We start from the raw sequence: 17,642 nt of genomic DNA, 5'->3' as shown, positions 1-17,642 counted from the left end.
TTTTCATTACCTATATCCCACTACGTTGTAACTCGTCCAAGGATATACAATTAAACAACATCTCAAGTTATCTTAGTCGTAATAAGTTGGCCAGCTTCATTAATAGTAACTTTCCATTTCACTCCACTAGCAGTCTTCATGATTATACCTTTACTTGCCTCTATTTCAATATCTCCAAACATTCTTCCGCCAGTTGTCGCTAACCAAGCGTTCCCATTTTCCATAGAAGACCTTGCAAAAATACGATTAATTCGAAAACGCTTATGATCTTGAGAATAACCACTTAATGTAATTCTAACTTTATATAACTGACTCGCCTTCATATTCGATATAATTGTATCGCCAACATTTAATGGAACATCCAACGCGATAACCCAACTTCCAGTTGCGCTTAATGCATATTCAATTTTAATTTTCTTTGGGCTCTCTCCCCACCCAAAATACATTCCAAAACAATTTAACATTTGTATTGGTTTTTTCGTAAAATCCAGTTCAATTACAACTGGATTACTATCTGGAACGTCAATATAGTTTACACTTTGTTCATCTATTAAATTAAAGCAATTTGCGAGATTCCCCCCGTAAGGCACTTTCCCACTTACTTGCTTAATCGTATACTTCTGCTGAGCATTTACTAAAATATCATCTTGATTCCCTATTAAATGTGGTTTATTTAACGTAATCGGTAACTGAATTCGAAGAGATTCTTCATAGGTAGACTTACAAACATTGTATTGTCCTTTATCTACAATAGTTGTAGAAAGTAAATTTGAAAAAAGGTAGTTACGATGCGAATTAGAAGAAAATTCAATGACAATTTGTTCACTACTCATCCGGTACGTATCCCAAATCATACAATCAAATGTATTATACGCACCTGAGCAACGAATTGCTTTTTTCGTTTGTTGTCTACATTGCACTTGAATATCATGAAACGTATTTCCTGAACTTTCATTTGGCAAATCACTATTTCCATCTACTTCAATCCCATACACACATCCATCAATAAATATTGATTGAAATACATTGGCATTAATCCAGCAAGGTGTATTGATATCATCTATATACTCTGTTTTCAAATATATTGCAGTTTGAAAGTTTTTAATTTGAATAAATTTGACTTGAAAGAAACTAATATAATCCCATGCCTTTTGACAATAAAAATGTATAGCTTTTCCTTTATACGATGGAGTTGTATTTATTATATTTATATTTGATATAACAGATTGATTAGGTACTTCGATTTGTTGTGAACCAGAAACATAAATGACAGCCGATTGAAACAATGGATTTATAACTTGAATAGTACCACCAACTATCGAAGCGTTACTTTGTAGCTCAAATGCATTAAAATCCCCATCAATTTGCAGCGTTACGGTAGGATCTAACTCTAATCTTACGTTTGATTTAATAACAATCGGCTTTACAATTTTGTACGTATTTACCCCTGTAATTCTAACCGTCGAAATTCGATTCGCTACACAATAATCAATAGCTTGCTGAATTGCTAATGAGCTATCATTTCCCGAGTTTGGAACTGCGCCAAAACAATCAATGTGAACGCTACTTTCTGGCGCACAATCTTCTTGGGAAGAAATATATTCTGACAAAATAAATTCACTCCTCATATTACCTTTTTTCATATAATATGTGAGTTCTCTCTTAAAAGTTTCTATAATAAAAAAAACAAACGACCTACCCGGTCATTTGTTTAACTCATATATATTTTTCGTTTCTTCTATCATTTTAGCTAACGAGAAATACCTCACTGCTTTCTCTCGGGCTTTCAATCTAATATCATTTACCCTTTGTTCATCCCCTTGTAGTTCTTCAAGTGCACTTGCGAATTCATATTCGCAATATTCAGATATTAAAACACCTGATTCTCCATCTATTACCGCTTCATGTATTCCACCAACATCTATTGAAACAATTGGTGTCCCTGTAGCCATCGCTTCAATTACTACCATTGGAAACACTTCACGAAAAGATAATAAAAGTAAAGCATCCATATTCCCTATAAACTCATGCGGCTCTGAAATATTCCCTAGCATCTTCACCCTTTGCTGTAATCCATATTTTTCTATTTCTTTCATAATCGATTCTTTCTCTGGTCCATCACCAGCAATATAAAACATAAAATCATTTCTCTTTTTCAACACATTTGCAATTTTGACAAATAGTTGATGGTTTTTCTCTTTGGATAATCTAGCTAATATCCCTATTTTATATGTAGATTCTTTCTTTTTCTGCTGGAATAAAAACTTTTCAATATCGACACCGTTATAAATTGTATTTATTTTTTCTTCTGCTACATGAATTGAAATTAAATTATTCTTCTCAAACTCACTTACTGTAATAATATTGTTCACATATTTATTCATGAAATAACGAAAAAGCGTTGGCATTTTCTTTTCTAATATCGTTACATTATGTTTCGTATAAACAATTTTCATCTTTTTTTTAATAAACTTTTGAATTAGAAAAGCATATAATACCATTCGCAAACTATTTGCATGAATAAGTTCTATCTTTCGTTTACAAATTTCGTTTCGTAAATAATAAATATTTCTCAAATGATTCCATCGACTAAGTAATATAAAATTTTCTTTTCTAGTAAGAGATTCATATAGTTCTCCATCACCTGCAGCTGTATAAATCTTAAAATCATCATAACGCAAATTACTTTCCAATTTACAAAAATAGCTCTCGGCTCCGCCAGTTATCAATTTATCTGTCATCAACAGTATATTCATAATTGCGTCTTCCCAACTACATTGATTTTATTTTTTTTATAAGCATGATAAGCATACTTACTAAAATAGTAAAAAATTTGCACCGAATTCAGTCGTTCTTGTTCCCTTAACAATTTCCAATACCGGAAAGCTGCTCTAATTTTATTTCTAGAAACAGAATTTGTAACAATTCTATATTTTGCTAACACTTGCTGTATCCCTTTTGCTTCATACCCTTCATGTAATAAGTTCAGCCATAACGCTGTATCTTCCGGCTGTATACTAGGCATTTCGACATATGGAATTTTTTCACGATCAATCATCACTGTTAAACAACCGATAATTGTATTTCCTACTAAATAATGATAGTCAACAGATTTTGGTGCACTCACTTCACGATTTAATTCATTACCGTTTTCATCAATTAAACTATACGACGCATATGAAAAAGCAATATTCATTTCTTCCATAAATAACAATTGTGTCTTCAATTTATGCGGCAACCATATATCATCGCTATCTAAAAAGGCAATGTACCTTCCTCTCGCCTCTTGGATCGCTAAATTCCGAGCTTTAGCAGCACCAACATTTTGTTTTAATGATAATAACCTAATACGTGAGTCTCCTTCTATTATATCTTTAATTTTTGTGGCAGATTGGTCGGTTGAACCGTCATCAACGATAAGCATTTCCCAGTTTTCATACGATTGATTCTGTACAGATAAAATTGTCTCACCTATAAATCGCATACTATTATAAGAAGGTGTTATTACAGAAACATAAGGCGGCTCATTATGTGCTGATAGACATTTTACCATCTATCTTTCCCCTTCCTTCATATATTGAAATATACTTCACAACAACTGCTAAAAATAAAAAGAATGCTTCGTTAATAATGAGTGACAATGACATCATCTGAAATATAAATGCAATCATAGTCAATAGAAGATATGGTTTTTCACGAAACAAAGTATGCTGCGCTAGCTTGAACATTAATATGAATAAAAACGCGCTATATAGAAGAAAACCAATTGTACCCGATTCAGACAAGATTTCTAAAAATGTATTGTGTACATATAATTTTTCATTAAATTGATACTCATAATAATTCGAAAAGTTAAAAGCACCGATTCCGATATATGGATTGGATAAATAATATTTAAAAGCAGCTTCCCATAATGTAAATCTACCACTTCCATTATCATGGGAAAAATCAGAAATTCGTTTATTTAATATGTCATCTAATTGCCCCCCCATTACACTATTCGATAAACTAAAAATAACTACACTAAACAATACTAAACTTATAATTATTTTTATTTTTTTAGCGAAACTAGACATACATATATATACAAAAACGACAAGCACAAGCGCTAGTATACCACCCCTTGAAAAAGTTAATAAACTCGTCGTAACACATAAAATTAACCCTAGAATGTTAGTGATATTTTGTAAATTCGTCATATAGTACATAAAAAATATTGTATTATAGAAAATAAAGATGTTAGGATCATCTAGCAATCCAATTAACCGTGGATATCCTCTATCCACTAATAAACCAGCAAAAATTTCTCTCTCTTCTCCACCGTATAAACTAAAGTATTGTAAACCGATTATATAGAGTATTAGACTTACAACATTAAATACTACTCCTACATAAGCAATAGATGATTCAAGTACCACTATTTCAGTATTCCCCAATAAATTTCTCATTATAAAATAGCATCCTAAAACGAGTAGCACGCCAAAAATCATACGAATACTAGCATTTAAATACATAGAAAGAATTCCACTTAAACAATAAATGAAATAAAACAGTAAAAATATAACTTCATGAAAATATAATTTTTGAATATGAAAGTCTTTAATTGTTAAACAAAAATATATGACTAAAAAAATCATATATATCTTCAATGAAAATCCAATATATAAATTGTATTTACTTAACATAACAAATAATATTAGAAGAATAATCCATCCCATCGATACTTTCATATTATTTTCCATAGGCTATATCCCCTGTTTCGTAATATAATCCTTTTTGCGTATTTTTCTTATAAAAGAAAGAAGAAGTTTTTTTAGCTCATAATCATATAGGAATATGGCAGCTAGTACAATTAGTATATTAAGAACAAGCGCAATTAAATGATATGTATGCAATATATATTGCACTCCAATAAAGGTTACACCAAAATAAATTGTATACGGTATTACAATTTGGAATACAATCTTTTTCTTCACTACACTCACTGCTATATATCCCACTAAAGCGACTATTTCAAATAAAACCATAGCGTATGCTGCTCCTATCACTTCACCAAGACTACTAAAGCTATAAAGCATAACCCCACCTATCACCAATGCTACACACTGCACAACAGTTCTCTTATTTTGACATCCACTCGTCGTTAAACCGTCAGCAATGGCAATATTTAAACTTTGTAGCACAATAAGAAATGATAATATTTGGAGTGGCTCTACTGCATTCCTCCATTCTTCATGAAAAAATATAGAAATAAAGTATGGTGCTAAATGATATAAACCGATCGTCATACATATTCCTACAATCGCCATTGATTTAATTTGAAGTAAATTTAATTTCGTATGCTCTTCTATATTATTCTGGTTATAATGCTTAAAGAGCACCGGAAAAAATGCACCTGCAATTACCCCTGGTACTTGATATAAAGCTGCCGGCATCCGGTACGCCACTGCAAAAACACCTACCATACTTAATGGCAATGTATAGTTAAGCAAGATAGGCGCTAATTGTGGCGTACTCATTATTAAAAAACCGCTAATAATAAAGGGAGTTAATTGCCAAAATAACGCTTTATGAATTACGACTTTCATATTCATTTTCGTCTTTCTTCTCATGATATATATACTGAATAAACCACCAATCATATACCCAAAAGCATATAAGCGAGCTGTTACATACACCGGTAACTCTCCGAAAATACAAAAACATGTAATTATAATGACAACTGATGCTGATACAACTTTTATGAGCGCTATATACTTCATACGTTCCGTCAGTTGAAAATAGGCAATCCCTATGTTTTGCCAAGTTAATCCTATTAACATGAAAAACATTACGTTTATCATCATATAAATTAAATTTTTATCCGCATACATATAATGAATAGCAATATAACCGATTATAGAAATAAGAATAAGTAGAATCATCCTTATTTTTATATACGATGATAAAATCTTCTCTAAATCTGCTCCATCCTTTGCCCCTTCTCGAAGAAACGTATTACTAAGTCCTAAGTCTGTAAAAAATAACATAACAAACGTCACTGCTATGGCAACACTAAACATCCCATAATGTTGTGCGTTAAAAAAGTTTGCTAAAACAATTAAACTGACGGCCTGAAGAAGGTTAGCTAAAATCGTACTATAAAGTAGATGGATAATATTGCTTAGAATAGATCTACCCATACAAGTTCTCCTTTGCAAGTAACCTACTTACATATGTTGTTTGTTTACATATATATTTATCTTGCACCATTACCGTTCAATACAATTAAAACGGTTTTACATAAAATACGGATGTCCATCCGAAATGTTTTCATTTCAATATACTCCATGTCCAGCCTCAACTTTTCCTTTGGATCAAGATTATACCCTCCATTTATTTGTGCCCATCCTGTTAATCCTGGTTTTACTATTAAACGTTCCTTAAATTCTGGAATATACGCATCAAACTCATTATAAAAAAACTCTCTCTCTGGTCTAGGGCCTACAAAAGACATATCTCCTCTTAAAATGTTTAAGAGCTGTGGTAATTCATCAATTCTCGTTTTTCTTATAAACAATCCAACTTTTGTAATTCTTTGATCATGTTCTTTTGCCCATTGTGGTCCGTTCATTTCAGCATCCTTTACCATCGACCTTAATTTAAATACATTAAACTTCTTCCCGTTTATACCTAAACGTTCTTGAAAGTATATTGGAGCCCCTGATGTTTCTAAGGTAATCATAATACAAAAGAACAACATAATTGGTATTGTTAATAGTAACAATATGATTGAAAATATAATATCAAACAAGCGTTTTACACTTCGATTCAATATGCTAGGCTTTTCTTGAGCCGGAATCGTATACAACTTGGCTTGATTTGTTTCACGAATCATGGATCGTTACCCCCACATTCAAGAATATAAAATTATACCTATTAATTCACATTCTTTCCTATTAATATCCGCTATTACTTTTTGCACTGTACGTAATGAATCTTTTTGCTTTTTAACTGCTAAAACCACTCCATCGCATTTCCCTGCAATAATGTGCGTAGCAGGAAGTTCAAATACTTCAGAAGAATAAACGAAAATGTAATCAAAATCTTCTTTCCACTTAGCAATCGCATTATCAAATTCATCCATAGCAACTAAAGGCGTCCCTGTATGTACTGTTTTTTTTGCAGGAATACAATATAAGTAATTAGACAAATTACTAGAAAAAGATTCATAATTGCAGGAGGAAGAGCTTATTATATCGTTTACTGTTATCATGTGATCACTTTGTAATAATACATGTAGTTTAGGGTCAGAAAAATTCACATCAATAAGTAACACCTTTTTTTTCATTTCCGCAAACACTAGACCCATATTTACTATAAGCGAGGCAACAACACCTCTGTCCTTCGTTGAACTAACTGTGAACAGTTGTTTTCCGGATTTTTTCAGCTCGTGATACACCGTATAAAACTGCTCTTTCATCAGATCATCATGCAAATTGAATGGAAGCTGCTTCTTTGTCCTAAACATCGACATGTTCACCTCGATATATAGATGATTTTTTATCAACCTCTGCAGGTTTCTTTTTTCTATTTGGTTCCATATTTATGTGACCAATAACAGAGACTGTTGTTATTTTCTCTAAATCTTGTTCCGTGTATATACGTTCATCAAAATAATCTTGAAATACAGCTAAACCTATCCCAACAAAAAAACTAACAATTAAAGAAATAGGAATGATCAGTTGAAATTTCGGAAACAATTTTTCAGCCTGTTCCTGTAACTCAGGATCAGTTAATACTTTCACCCCTTGTACATTTGTGTACTGTTGAAAGCTTTTTTGTGATTGCTCTGCCAATGTCTTTACAATGTCTTTCACGATTTTCGGATTGGAATCTTTTACTGTAACAGTTACAATTTGTGAGTTGTCCGTATTCACAACCGAGATTTTTTGTGCTAATTCATAACTTGATTGCTCTAATTTCAAAGTTTTTTTGACTGTTGAAATAATTAATGGGCTTTTTAAAATATCAACATACGATGTTACTAGTTGCTTATTTTCTTGTGTTTTATTTGTTGAATTTTCCTTATTAAACTCATCTAAATTCCCAACAAGAATTTGCGTTGAATATTGATATGACGGCTTTAAAACATACATAGAGATAAGAACTAAAGAAGCGGTTAAACAACACATCGTTAAAATAATCGTTACGAATCTTCTTTTCAGTAATTGTTGAAAATCTTTTATACTCATTTCTTGCTTCAATTATTTCACCGCCCTTTTCTGAATAACATCCTGCAATTCACTCTTTACAGATAACCCTTTCTCTCTTCTATCCACTTGTTTTGTTACATACTTTCCGACTCCGAATGCAAATTTTTCTACATATACATACGAAAGCATTGCAAGTATAAACGAAAAAACAAGTGAAAAAATTAAAATAATAGGCAACGGTAATATTTCATGGAGCATGTATATAAGGGAAAACAACGATATAATATGGTATAAATAAAGACTGTAAGAAATCTTCCCCAAATATAACAAATATTTATTATGTAGCAAGGACGACAAAGTTGATATTGACAAACTTAATATGACAAATAAACATGCACTTATCGCCACTACGTAGTCTCGAAATATAAAATTATTGAGCACTTTAATTTCTCCTATAAGCCCTTCATACATAAAAAGTAAAATCGCAAATAAAAACCATGCAATTTTTGTGTTTTTAGTACAATTACTATAAAAAACTATTAAATTATTTTTATACTTCGCAACTAGTGCTCCTAGTAAAAACAGTACTGTGTAATGCAATGTTAATGCATAGCTTGTTAATGTTAAGCCCGAGCGAAACAAAAATAATATTACGACAGAACATATACTAAAACTAAACAATAATAGTAATGAACACCTTAACGTTTTTCGTAAGCAAATCATCAAAATTAACGGGAAAATTATTGATATTCGCATTTCATGGACAAGTGACCAAATCACACCGTTATATGCATCTGTATTATATTTCCCAACCAATAAAATATGTTGTGCGATTAAGCTTGAAGAACTTTCAATCGTCCATGAGCGATTAAACCATTCACTTAAATAAGAAATACCATATTCACTAATTGTAATCTGGCATACAATAGCTATAATTATTGCCACAATATAAGGAATATATATTCTGCATATACGTTTTAAAAGGTATGACCCATAGCTACTATAGTTTTTTTGAATAGATTCATACAAAACAAATCCGCTCAAAACAAAAAAGATAATAACTGATTCGTTACCACTACTAAAAATTAGACGAGCAGGCGTTTCTTTTAATAGATACACAACAAATGGTTTATTATCTTCATAACTGTAATTTTGAAATGCTGAAAAAATCATTAAATGATGACCAATCATTACTACTAATGAAGAAATCCCTCTTATAGAGTCCAATTCTTCGTATCTTTTCATCTTTTTACCTCAACTCCTAATGAAATGATAATAATCATTTCAAAGCGACATCTTTATTCATATTCCTCTCCTTTCTTTTCATTCCAATTTTTCATATTAAAATGATTTTATAGTATAAATTTGAGTGTATTGTAACATTTTTTGTAATATTTTGAATAGAAAATCTCAAAAATTGGTATATACCAATTTCAACCTCGAAAAATGAGTAATATTGATAGAAAAACGCTATAAAAATATCTTGCATATTTACAAAATTAAAGAGCTGAATAGCGTTTTTTCAATATAAAATAAAAAAGATAGCCTACATAGGCTATCTTTTTTATTTTATTTAATTACTGGCACCACTATATGCTACATGTCGTTTCTCAATTCTCTCTTCAATTTCTTTCATATTTTCTTTATTATTTAATAGTGATTGTTTATTTTCAATTAATAATTGTTTAAACGATTTTCTCACTTTTTTTCTCATTTTCATTGTCCTCCTTGGGGGATGGTTTATATAAAAGATAAAGAATTATCTGTGTGTTCTTATAATAATTGATTGTTGTGAATTCTATTTGAACTTCATATGAAAATCTCGTTTATTTTCTGACAACTTTGTGAACACGAAAAAATGATTATCTAAAACTATGTTGAAATTAATTCACTTCATGATAAAAGTTATTATTTTCATCAACTTTTATCATTATATCTTGTCGAAATATTTATATATTTAAAATTGAGTTCGACATAATTTTATTTATTATCATACTGTTTACAAAAACAAAAAGAAGGTGTCACCAAGTCAAAGTTCGACTTATGCAACATCCCTCTTCCCAAACTATTTATAGCATATTTATTAATATTTCAGGTCTTCCCCAATTCATTTCTTCACAAACAAATCTAAGTTTTTCTTCATCCATTGTGTGTAATCCTTCTTCTAGTGAACATGAAATTGGAACTTCACAGTGAATTTGGGCTAATTGTAACGAAATATTTAAGTTCTCTAAATCACTTTCAATCTTCGTACGCTGCGCTTTTGTTAATGATTCTACATTTTCTAGTACAGCGGATACTGTTCCGTGCTCTTGAATAAGCTTATACGCTGTTTTTTCACCGATACCTTTTACCCCTGGATAATTATCACTTGTATCTCCCATGAAAGCTTTTGCATGGACGATTTGCCACGGCTCTACACCTTTTTCTTCCATGATTTTCTCCGGTGTGTAATATTCGTAATTTCCAATTCCTTTACGCAGAAGCATGACTGTAACGCTCTTATCAACAAGTTGAAGTAAATCCGTATCACCTGTTAAAATATAAACTTCAGCTTCATTGCAATATTGTTTTGCAAGCGTACCGATACAATCATCGGCTTCGTAGCCTTTCATACCGATAACTGGAATGGATAATTTTGCAGTCATTTCTTGCACTAAATCAAATTGAGGAATTAATTCTTCTGGTGGCGCTGCACGATTTGCTTTATAATTCGAGAACGATTCTGTTCTAAATGTCGTACTTCCCATATCCCAGCATGTAACGATATGTGTTGGTTCGATCGCTTGCGTAGCTGTTAATAAGTGTTTCATATAACCATGAATCCCGTTCGTAGGGGTTCCATCTTGTCGTTTCATAAATTGTCCGTAGACACTTGTTGCGTAAAAAGCACGAAATAATAGTGCCATACCATCAACTAATAATACTTTTTTCATAATTCCTCTCCTATTAAAAAAATAATAACCTTACGTTATCACGTAAGGTTATATAAATAGATTACCATTCTACGTTTTTGCTCAACTTTGTCTATTATACATTGTTTTTGTATATTTAGCATCATTAACACATTAAGACGTTCTACTACAACAAGTATGCAAGATGCCTGAATACGTATTTTTTCCAGTAGAAACAACGATAGCTTTTGCATTTCCACTAACAATATGCGAACCTTTAAAACATACATTTTCAAGCTCAAGTGGATTATAATCTTTCATCCGTTTTAATGGAATAAACCGTTTACGTTCAAGGTGATAGCAGCTCTCAAACTTCTCTATATTCGCTTCGTTTCCCGTTAACACAGACTCATTCACTAATAAATCATCTGCATAAATAATACGTACATCAGCTGGCACAGCATCTCCAGCCGAAAGAAAAATCATATCTCCAGGTACAAGTTCTTGCACAGGTATCTCCATCATTTTCAGTTCACTATTTAGCCCTGTACTACTAGAACATTCTACTCTAGATACAGTAATCGTTTCACGTTGTAATTCATCACACACACGTTGTTTTGAAAAACCTGGAATCATGCCACCTAGCTTCATCATTACTTCTGCAAGAAGTGCTCTTTTTGAAGTTAGTTCATTTCGGCCATATACTTGAATACGTTTTTGTGCCTCTTTCATTGATAGTCCGTCTCTTGTTGTTTTAAAATATGCAAATACAGATTTTACATCTCTTGTTGCAATTTCAATTAATAAATCTTTATTTTTTTGGAGCATTGTTTGTTCTTTTATTGATTTTTTACTTAGTTTATATGACGTGTTACCCACAGTTTTGTTTGCATATAACATATTATCGTCTCCTCCTTTACAACATAGGAAGAAACGCTTTGTTTCTCAATTTATCCACTTTACTGTGAAAGTGTCTCGCGCTTTATAAACGCTATATTGTGATAAATATAGAGGGAGGAACAAATCGTTTCCTGCCTACATCATATATTTTTGATTTGAAGTATATGGGTAACGGAACCGAGTCAGAATTTGACATGCTCCTCACCTCCTTGTTTAATTTTATAGTTTATAATATGAAATTACTCATAGCTTGGTAACAAAAAAGACCCCTACCCTTAAGAGAGTAGCGGCCATTACATACACAAATAAACGATTTCTAATATAATTAGAAATCTACGGACCTCTCCCTCACCGAGTTTTAGCACTGTATAGCATAGGTACATTACCAGCTACGTTAAGAAAAACCTTAATTCGATCATTCCTGTTGACCCATTGGCGTCTCTCGACATTTTTGGGCAGTAGCATTTCTCTATACAGGAGCCTCACCTAACAGAGACTTATTTTCATTACATTGAAAATGTTACTCTTATTTAAAATAGATGTCAACCGTAGCCTACAATTTTTTCAAATGGTATGGCAAACTAACGTATATAAAGTGAAACTTTAATCAGTGGGGGTTTTGTTCATCCCCCACTGATTATTAGCCCTCACCAATCGGGCTTTTACGGAATAAAATAAAAAACTTTACGTTTAAACGTAAAGTTTTTAATAAGTTATACAACCAGCAATTACAATCCCAATTGAAAGCGATAAAAACATAAGAAAAAGACCGACTGCTTGATTATCTTCTTCGAGACTTTTGTTTATATTAAAGCGTGGTGTAAGCCACTCAGCTAAATAAAAGACGATAATTTGAGCCAAAATCCCAACTGCTCCCCACGAAATCATATCAAGAAGTGAAATTGAATTAGCTGCTGTCGAATATAAAACGATAGCTAACCCAAGTAATCGCCCTCCAAGCACATAGCTTACCGCCTTATTACCTTGAGCCATTAACTTAAATTCCTTAACTTTCGTTGTCACTTCCATCAAGAACAGACCAATACATAAAAGTCCAAGTGTTACTGCTAAATATAATAAAAAATTAATCATTTTTCCCCCTCCTTTTTATACCTACCGGTAAATAGTACGATTCATTTCCTGTAATCTTTTCTCCCGCGCGAATACCGATACTACTCGCTTTTCCAGCAATTAAAAACGAACCAAACACATATGACAGTTTCTCGATCCCTTTTTCTGTTTCCAAGGATACGACTGGCAGTTCGATATACTTTTGAAATATCGGCAGTGACGCTTTATATGTTTGGTGTGCATTTTGAAGCATAATATTTTCGTCTTTATCGCGAATCGTAATTGTATCTCCTTCTCTCCCAAATGAAGGTTTTTGAACGAAAGAACCTTTTCCTAAAAATAAATCTGGTTCTAAATATGTAGGTAACATATATTCTTTAATCCACTGTTGTTCCTCATTTGTATAAAAGGCCTCTTCTTCTGCTAACCCCCAAATAAGACACTGAATTGATTTTGGCTGAAGTAAAAATGCTGACAAAGGATTTATTATAAAAAGCTTTCCGGCTTTTACAAGTTGTAACAATTCCACACCTACCAAATCTCCTGTTTCAGGATCTTGATCCTCAATTAAATCTTCTATCGGATATGTTTGGCGATATAAAACATCAATCTTCGCCCCATCTTTATCGACTAGAGCATCCTTTGTAATTCTAAGTTCTGACATTGGCACTACTTTATTTTCAACATGGCATAGCTGACTTAAATACATAGTGGTATTCCAATCCTCGATATGTTCATGATGTGCTGTAAAAACAACATTTGGATTATCTAATCCCTTTGTCGCTTCCATTACTGCTTTCGTTACACCAGAAGATAGCAATCGTTCTTGATCCGAGTTTGGATCATCATAGCCTAGATTTCCACATACTTTCCCATTCATTTGAAAACATTCCACAATAAAAGTTGGTGTATCACTATTAAACTCAAGCATTTTGATTTTGTTATCCTCTGTTACAGCAAAATCAAATCGCGAAATTACAGATTCAGGATAGAGCCCTTTCATTCTAATGAAAGATAAACTCGCGGATGGAAAGCCAAGATCTAGAAGCTGTTCGTCACTTAAATTACGCAGCAGTCTAGCAGTCTTAAAAAATATTTTCCCCATTCGTTCAGTCGCTAAGTGTAATTGGTCCAAAGTCTGATTTGTTATAGAAAAAACATGAAACAAACTATACTCACATTCATATAAATCCGACCAAAAATCCGGATATTTTAAATAAAATTCTTTTCGATCCCTTATGTATTGCGACATATTTTAGCCCCCAAATCCTCCCTTTGAACCGCTTCCAATTCCACCTTTAAATTCAGCAGACGATTGATACGATTTAAACGCCGATGAATTTTTAAAAGTGGATTTATTTTGATAGTATCGCCCACCATAGAAATAATGCCCACGATAACCTGAACTACTATCATCACACTGCCATACCCCAAGTTCATCATCCCAATCCCAATCAGAACAACTATTATCATTTGGTTTTGGGGGAAGATCTTGTGCGCAACCAAATAAAGTGCCAGTCATTAAAGACGTTACGACACCACCTACTAGCCATTTCGTTTTTGTCACCTTCGCACTCCCCTTTTTAAATTCTATTCCTATTATATAGGATGGCATGATAAAGTAGAAGAAAAAGGAAGAAGAGGGATTAAATGCGCTTAGAATATCGACTTAATGATGAAACGAAAGGGTATCCTGCTTTATGGAACTACGCCAATATTTCTAATTCTGAAATTATTGCACGCATGACTTGTGAATATTTTATTAAAGAGAAAAATACTTATGTTGTTACTGCAACTTCGGTTGATCCAGACGGAACAGCAGTTATTTATATTCAAAAAGAAGTTTTCGCAAATGACCCTTCAGACCCTACATACTCCTACATCGGTTTTGAAATTAGAGAACTAAGTGAAACGAGTTCAAACATAGTAGATAGTCAAGATGTATGGAACTATGAAGAAATTTTACCATCTCTTCATTCAGATATTATATATATTCAGCGAGACGGCATGTCTATGGAGTTCTCCTTAGATTCAAGAGAGATTGATGAAGACAGAAAGTGCTACATTTATTACGGAAACTTCACAGGTGAATCAAGATAATATTGATATATCTATGCAACAAAAAAACCTTACGTATAAAACGTAAGGTTTTTATATAGCCCCACATATGCCGTTCTCTCTAGATGTCCATAAACCTGCTCTCACAGGTGGATGCTCTCACAAATGTTTGTAACTTCCTTCTTAAAAAGATGGCATGTTAGCTACATTTAAATATTGAACTTCCATATTAAACTTATTGGTTTAAGACATGCATAAGCTACGTACACCGTAGGAATTTTATATAAGGTTAGTTGAAATAAGACCCCCGCACGTGCCGTTCCTCGTAAATGTCCAAAAACCCGCTACTCGCAGGTGGATGCCCTCACAGTTACCGTACATCTTCCTCCACAAGGAAGGCTTGATGATGGTCGCTAAATATTGAGCTTCCGTATAACTAACATCGGTTTTAGACATAAATAAGTTACGTACACCGCAGGATGTATTATTTACTTGTCGTTATATTATCACATTGTTTCCAATGTGTAAAATACAAAGTTTTTCGAGCAATCTCTTGCTTGTGACCTTATTTTAATACAAATTATTTTTGCATGCAAGTGATTAATCTTCTTCTTTTGCAATTTGATTTTCTGGATAAGAAATCCAATCACTCCAGCTACCTGCATACAATTTAACATTTTGGAATCCAGCTAATTTTAATGCAACGATATTTGGGCACGCTGTAACACCAGAACCACAATATACAATGGTTTCCTTATCTTTCGAAAGATTTTGGAAGCGTTCTTGTTGCCCAGCTCCATTCTTAAATTGTCCTGATTGCAACATTCCATCCTTCCAAAAATGGTTTACCGCTGTCGGAATATGACCTGCTTTATGATCGACAAGTTCCTCGACACCAGCATAACGCTTTGGCTCTCTAGAATCAATTAATGTAACATCCGCACCTGCACGGATATTCTCTCTGACCGTTTCCATCGTTACAAGCATATGATCTTGTATGTTTGTTTTGAATGTTTTTCGTATAACAACAGGAATTTCCGTTGTTGTCGGTAGTCCATTCTCTTTCCAAGCCGGGAAACCACCATCTAATATATATACTTTCTCATGTCCTACATAGTTACATAACCACCATAAACGAGCAGCATTTGCACCGGCTTGACTGTCATACGCAATTACTGTCGTATGCTCATCAATACCAGCCTCCGAAAGCTTGTCTGCAAACTCCTCAATATTTGGTAAAGGATGGCGGCCACCATGTTCTGCTATAGGACTTGATAAATCTAAATTCAAATCAAAATATAACGCATGAGGAATATGTCCTTCTTCATACTTTTCTCTACCCCAATTAGGATTCGCTAAATCAAAACGACAATCGATTATACGGACATTCTCATCTTCTATATGCTCACGTAACCATTCGACTGTAACTATCATCTTTAACGACCTTCTTTCTCTTTCAAACGACTTACATACTCCATAACCATTTCTTCTGTAACATATTTACGCTGCAAGGTAACACCATTTTTTGCAAGATCATTAATTTGCTTCGTTACAACATTAATGACATCAACCGAAAATTCTTTTCCATTTGACGCAAGAGATACGGCAGCTTCAATAGCTGCTTCACGCTGTGCATCTAATTGTAAACATGCTTTTACACTTTCATTTTGTTTACGAGAATGTGCTGTAATTGCTTTATGTACTTCCATCTTCTCTTCCCCCTAAATAGTTATACGTTTTTATTCAATTCCATTGCAAGCCGGATCATATCACGACATACAATCCCATTTTCAATAATCTCTTCTTCATAATGCTTCGAAAAGTAATCAAAATCAATAGAAAAAATACGAAATCCACATTTTTGATATAAAGCAAGTTGTGAAACACTAGAATTGCCTGTACCAACTTCAAGTTTTGACATACCATATCCTTTAGCAGTTTCTACAGCATGCCTTAATAGCTTCTTCCCAATCCCTTTTCCTTGTAAATGCTCTGCAACCGCAATATTCATGATTTCCATCGTCTTTGGCCTTGTTTCCAAAAGAACATATACACCGATAACGCTCCCCCCCTGCTTAGCTACGTATGTTAATCCTCTTTGTACATATGTAGCTATTTGCCGTTCACTTGGATCAGCAAGTAGCAATAAAGACTTCGGTATAGCCTCTTTTGGAATACGTTCTATTACAACAGACATAAAAAATTCCCCCTTCTCTATTGTTCTAAACCCTCCTTGTCTACCATAAGTAATAGAAAGGAGGGATTCACCATGGACAACAATGAGAAAAAATGCAACGTCATCTCTATTGATGGAAAGAAGAAGAAAAGCGACACGTATTCCTATCCAAAATTAGTAGTTGAAAACAAAACATATGAATTTTCTTCATTCGTCTTATGCGGTGAAACACCAGATGGCAGACGACTCGTTCTTACTCATATGATTTCTACCGATGAATTTGCTGGATTTGTAAAATCTTTAGATACTGTACTGCAAAAGAAAATTGAACGAATCTTTTTCTCATAA

20 protein-coding genes, 2 other RNA genes and 1 riboswitch are annotated in these 17,642 nt (G+C 33.0%); of the genes, 2 read left to right on the top strand and 20 right to left on the bottom strand.

Annotated elements, in window-relative coordinates; genetic code table 11:
* Positions 1-62: 62 nt before the first annotated feature.
* From MHH55_RS02295 to MHH55_RS02225, 15 genes are all read right to left on the bottom strand, one after another.
* A complete protein-coding gene (locus MHH55_RS02295; protein ID WP_000006056.1) occupies positions 63-1,610 on the bottom strand; it encodes a hypothetical protein in 1,548 nt (515 codons plus the stop codon).
* A gap of 93 nt (positions 1,611-1,703) precedes the next feature.
* Positions 1,704-2,756 (bottom strand): glycosyltransferase family 4 protein, encoded by a 1,053-nt coding sequence (locus tag MHH55_RS02290; protein WP_001023706.1) that lies wholly within the window; start codon positions 2,754-2,756, stop codon positions 1,704-1,706.
* A complete protein-coding gene (locus MHH55_RS02285; RefSeq protein WP_000237687.1) occupies positions 2,753-3,553 on the bottom strand; it encodes a glycosyltransferase family 2 protein in 801 nt (266 codons plus the stop codon). The genes MHH55_RS02290 and MHH55_RS02285 overlap by 4 nt, the downstream gene beginning before the upstream one ends.
* A complete protein-coding gene (locus MHH55_RS02280; RefSeq protein ID WP_000429874.1) occupies positions 3,528-4,742 on the bottom strand; it encodes an O-antigen ligase family protein in 1,215 nt (404 codons plus the stop codon). Before MHH55_RS02280 ends, MHH55_RS02285 begins: the two co-directional genes overlap by 26 nt.
* Positions 4,743-4,745: 3 nt before the next feature.
* The gene (locus tag MHH55_RS02275; protein WP_139362394.1) at positions 4,746-6,182 is read right to left on the bottom strand and encodes an oligosaccharide flippase family protein; all 1,437 of its coding nucleotides are present in this window, start codon (positions 6,180-6,182) and stop codon (positions 4,746-4,748) included.
* Between the two features lie 56 nt (positions 6,183-6,238).
* On the bottom strand, positions 6,239-6,877 hold the full coding sequence (locus tag MHH55_RS02270) for a sugar transferase (protein ID WP_000617648.1): 639 nt from the start codon (positions 6,875-6,877) through the stop codon (positions 6,239-6,241).
* Positions 6,878-6,895: 18 nt separating this feature from the next.
* Positions 6,896-7,516 carry a CpsD/CapB family tyrosine-protein kinase gene (locus MHH55_RS02265; RefSeq protein WP_002100874.1) on the bottom strand — a complete coding sequence of 207 codons (621 nt, stop codon included), beginning with the start codon at positions 7,514-7,516 and terminating at the stop codon, positions 6,896-6,898.
* Positions 7,503-8,246 (bottom strand): YveK family protein, encoded by a 744-nt coding sequence (locus MHH55_RS02260; protein WP_078186166.1) that lies wholly within the window; start codon positions 8,244-8,246, stop codon positions 7,503-7,505. The genes MHH55_RS02265 and MHH55_RS02260 overlap by 14 nt, the downstream gene beginning before the upstream one ends.
* Positions 8,247-9,440 (bottom strand): acyltransferase family protein, encoded by a 1,194-nt coding sequence (locus tag MHH55_RS02255; protein WP_000833054.1) that lies wholly within the window; start codon positions 9,438-9,440, stop codon positions 8,247-8,249.
* A gap of 328 nt (positions 9,441-9,768) precedes the next feature.
* Complete coding sequence (locus tag MHH55_RS02250; protein WP_001228048.1) at positions 9,769-9,909, bottom strand: FbpB family small basic protein; 141 nt, start codon at positions 9,907-9,909, stop codon at positions 9,769-9,771.
* Between the two features lie 355 nt (positions 9,910-10,264).
* Positions 10,265-11,131, bottom strand: coding sequence for a 5'-3' exonuclease (locus tag MHH55_RS02245; protein WP_000757075.1), 867 nt, complete (start codon positions 11,129-11,131; stop codon positions 10,265-10,267).
* Between the two features lie 132 nt (positions 11,132-11,263).
* Positions 11,264-11,989: a P-type ATPase gene (locus tag MHH55_RS02240; protein WP_000964949.1), complete on the bottom strand. Its 726-nt coding sequence runs from the start codon at positions 11,987-11,989 to the stop codon at positions 11,264-11,266.
* Positions 11,990-12,324: 335 nt separating this feature from the next.
* Positions 12,325-12,490: riboswitch (M-box (ykoK) riboswitch) on the bottom strand.
* 204 nt (positions 12,491-12,694) lie between these two features.
* Entirely contained in the window at positions 12,695-13,081 is a 387-nt protein-coding gene (locus MHH55_RS02235) for a DUF350 domain-containing protein (RefSeq protein ID WP_000606857.1), read from the bottom strand.
* Positions 13,074-14,312 carry a glutathionylspermidine synthase family protein gene (locus MHH55_RS02230; protein WP_000084933.1) on the bottom strand — a complete coding sequence of 413 codons (1,239 nt, stop codon included), beginning with the start codon at positions 14,310-14,312 and terminating at the stop codon, positions 13,074-13,076. Before MHH55_RS02230 ends, MHH55_RS02235 begins: the two co-directional genes overlap by 8 nt.
* Before the next feature lie 3 nt (positions 14,313-14,315).
* A complete protein-coding gene (locus tag MHH55_RS02225; RefSeq protein WP_000169030.1) occupies positions 14,316-14,627 on the bottom strand; it encodes a hypothetical protein in 312 nt (103 codons plus the stop codon).
* An 83-nt stretch (positions 14,628-14,710) separates the two neighbouring features.
* On the opposite strand from MHH55_RS02225, the gene MHH55_RS02220 reads away from it, so the two are divergent.
* Complete coding sequence (locus MHH55_RS02220) at positions 14,711-15,160, top strand: hypothetical protein (RefSeq protein WP_001235523.1); 450 nt, start codon at positions 14,711-14,713, stop codon at positions 15,158-15,160.
* A 54-nt stretch (positions 15,161-15,214) separates the two neighbouring features.
* On the opposite strand, the gene ssrS (MHH55_RS02215) is transcribed toward MHH55_RS02220, so the two are convergent.
* From ssrS (MHH55_RS02215) to MHH55_RS02195, 5 genes are all read right to left on the bottom strand, one after another.
* Positions 15,215-15,398: non-coding RNA, 6S RNA (ssrS, locus tag MHH55_RS02215), on the bottom strand.
* 21 nt (positions 15,399-15,419) lie between these two features.
* Positions 15,420-15,602: non-coding RNA, 6S RNA (gene ssrS, locus MHH55_RS02210), on the bottom strand.
* Between the two features lie 116 nt (positions 15,603-15,718).
* Positions 15,719-16,552: a sulfurtransferase gene (locus MHH55_RS02205; protein ID WP_000637560.1), complete on the bottom strand. Its 834-nt coding sequence runs from the start codon at positions 16,550-16,552 to the stop codon at positions 15,719-15,721.
* Between the two features lie 2 nt (positions 16,553-16,554).
* Entirely contained in the window at positions 16,555-16,827 is a 273-nt protein-coding gene (locus MHH55_RS02200; protein ID WP_000451818.1) for a YpbS family protein, read from the bottom strand.
* 20 nt (positions 16,828-16,847) lie between these two features.
* On the bottom strand, positions 16,848-17,315 hold the full coding sequence (locus MHH55_RS02195) for a GNAT family N-acetyltransferase (protein WP_000117689.1): 468 nt from the start codon (positions 17,313-17,315) through the stop codon (positions 16,848-16,850).
* A 72-nt stretch (positions 17,316-17,387) separates the two neighbouring features.
* Here MHH55_RS02195 and MHH55_RS02190 point away from each other — a divergent pair, with 72 nt between their 5' ends.
* Positions 17,388-17,642 carry a DUF3931 domain-containing protein gene (locus MHH55_RS02190; protein ID WP_000369740.1) on the top strand — a complete coding sequence of 85 codons (255 nt, stop codon included), beginning with the start codon at positions 17,388-17,390 and terminating at the stop codon, positions 17,640-17,642.

It is taken from the genome of Bacillus sp. FSL K6-2944, assembly GCF_038005385.1.
GTDB classification, from domain to species: domain Bacteria; phylum Bacillota; class Bacilli; order Bacillales; family Bacillaceae_G; genus Bacillus_A; species Bacillus_A cereus.
The sequence above is the reverse complement of the archived record's forward strand: the minus strand, read 5'-3'. Positions and strand labels throughout refer to the sequence as shown.

Excerpts from the sequence above, each read along its gene's own strand:
- MHH55_RS02290 (WP_001023706.1), bottom strand. The coding sequence starts at position 2,756 with ATGAATATACTGTTGATGACAGATAAATTGATAACTGGCGGAGCCGAG.
- MHH55_RS02285 (WP_000237687.1), bottom strand. The coding sequence starts at position 3,553 with ATGGTAAAATGTCTATCAGCACATAATGAGCCGCCTTATGTTTCTGTA.
- MHH55_RS02280 (WP_000429874.1), bottom strand. The coding sequence starts at position 4,742 with ATGGAAAATAATATGAAAGTATCGATGGGATGGATTATTCTTCTAATA.
- MHH55_RS02275 (WP_139362394.1), bottom strand. The coding sequence starts at position 6,182 with ATGGGTAGATCTATTCTAAGCAATATTATCCATCTACTTTATAGTACG.
- MHH55_RS02270 (WP_000617648.1), bottom strand. The coding sequence starts at position 6,877 with ATGATTCGTGAAACAAATCAAGCCAAGTTGTATACGATTCCGGCTCAA.
- MHH55_RS02265 (WP_002100874.1), bottom strand. The coding sequence starts at position 7,516 with ATGTCGATGTTTAGGACAAAGAAGCAGCTTCCATTCAATTTGCATGAT.
- MHH55_RS02255 (WP_000833054.1), bottom strand. The coding sequence starts at position 9,440 with ATGAAAAGATACGAAGAATTGGACTCTATAAGAGGGATTTCTTCATTA.
- MHH55_RS02250 (WP_001228048.1), bottom strand. The coding sequence starts at position 9,909 with ATGAGAAAAAAAGTGAGAAAATCGTTTAAACAATTATTAATTGAAAAT.
- MHH55_RS02245 (WP_000757075.1), bottom strand. The coding sequence starts at position 11,131 with ATGAAAAAAGTATTATTAGTTGATGGTATGGCACTATTATTTCGTGCT.
- MHH55_RS02240 (WP_000964949.1), bottom strand. The coding sequence starts at position 11,989 with ATGTTATATGCAAACAAAACTGTGGGTAACACGTCATATAAACTAAGT.
- MHH55_RS02235 (WP_000606857.1), bottom strand. The coding sequence starts at position 13,081 with ATGATTAATTTTTTATTATATTTAGCAGTAACACTTGGACTTTTATGT.
- MHH55_RS02230 (WP_000084933.1), bottom strand. The coding sequence starts at position 14,312 with ATGTCGCAATACATAAGGGATCGAAAAGAATTTTATTTAAAATATCCG.
- MHH55_RS02220 (WP_001235523.1), top strand. The coding sequence starts at position 14,711 with ATGCGCTTAGAATATCGACTTAATGATGAAACGAAAGGGTATCCTGCT.
- MHH55_RS02205 (WP_000637560.1), bottom strand. The coding sequence starts at position 16,552 with ATGATAGTTACAGTCGAATGGTTACGTGAGCATATAGAAGATGAGAAT.
- MHH55_RS02200 (WP_000451818.1), bottom strand. The coding sequence starts at position 16,827 with ATGGAAGTACATAAAGCAATTACAGCACATTCTCGTAAACAAAATGAA.
- MHH55_RS02195 (WP_000117689.1), bottom strand. The coding sequence starts at position 17,315 with ATGTCTGTTGTAATAGAACGTATTCCAAAAGAGGCTATACCGAAGTCT.
- MHH55_RS02190 (WP_000369740.1), top strand. The coding sequence starts at position 17,388 with ATGGACAACAATGAGAAAAAATGCAACGTCATCTCTATTGATGGAAAG.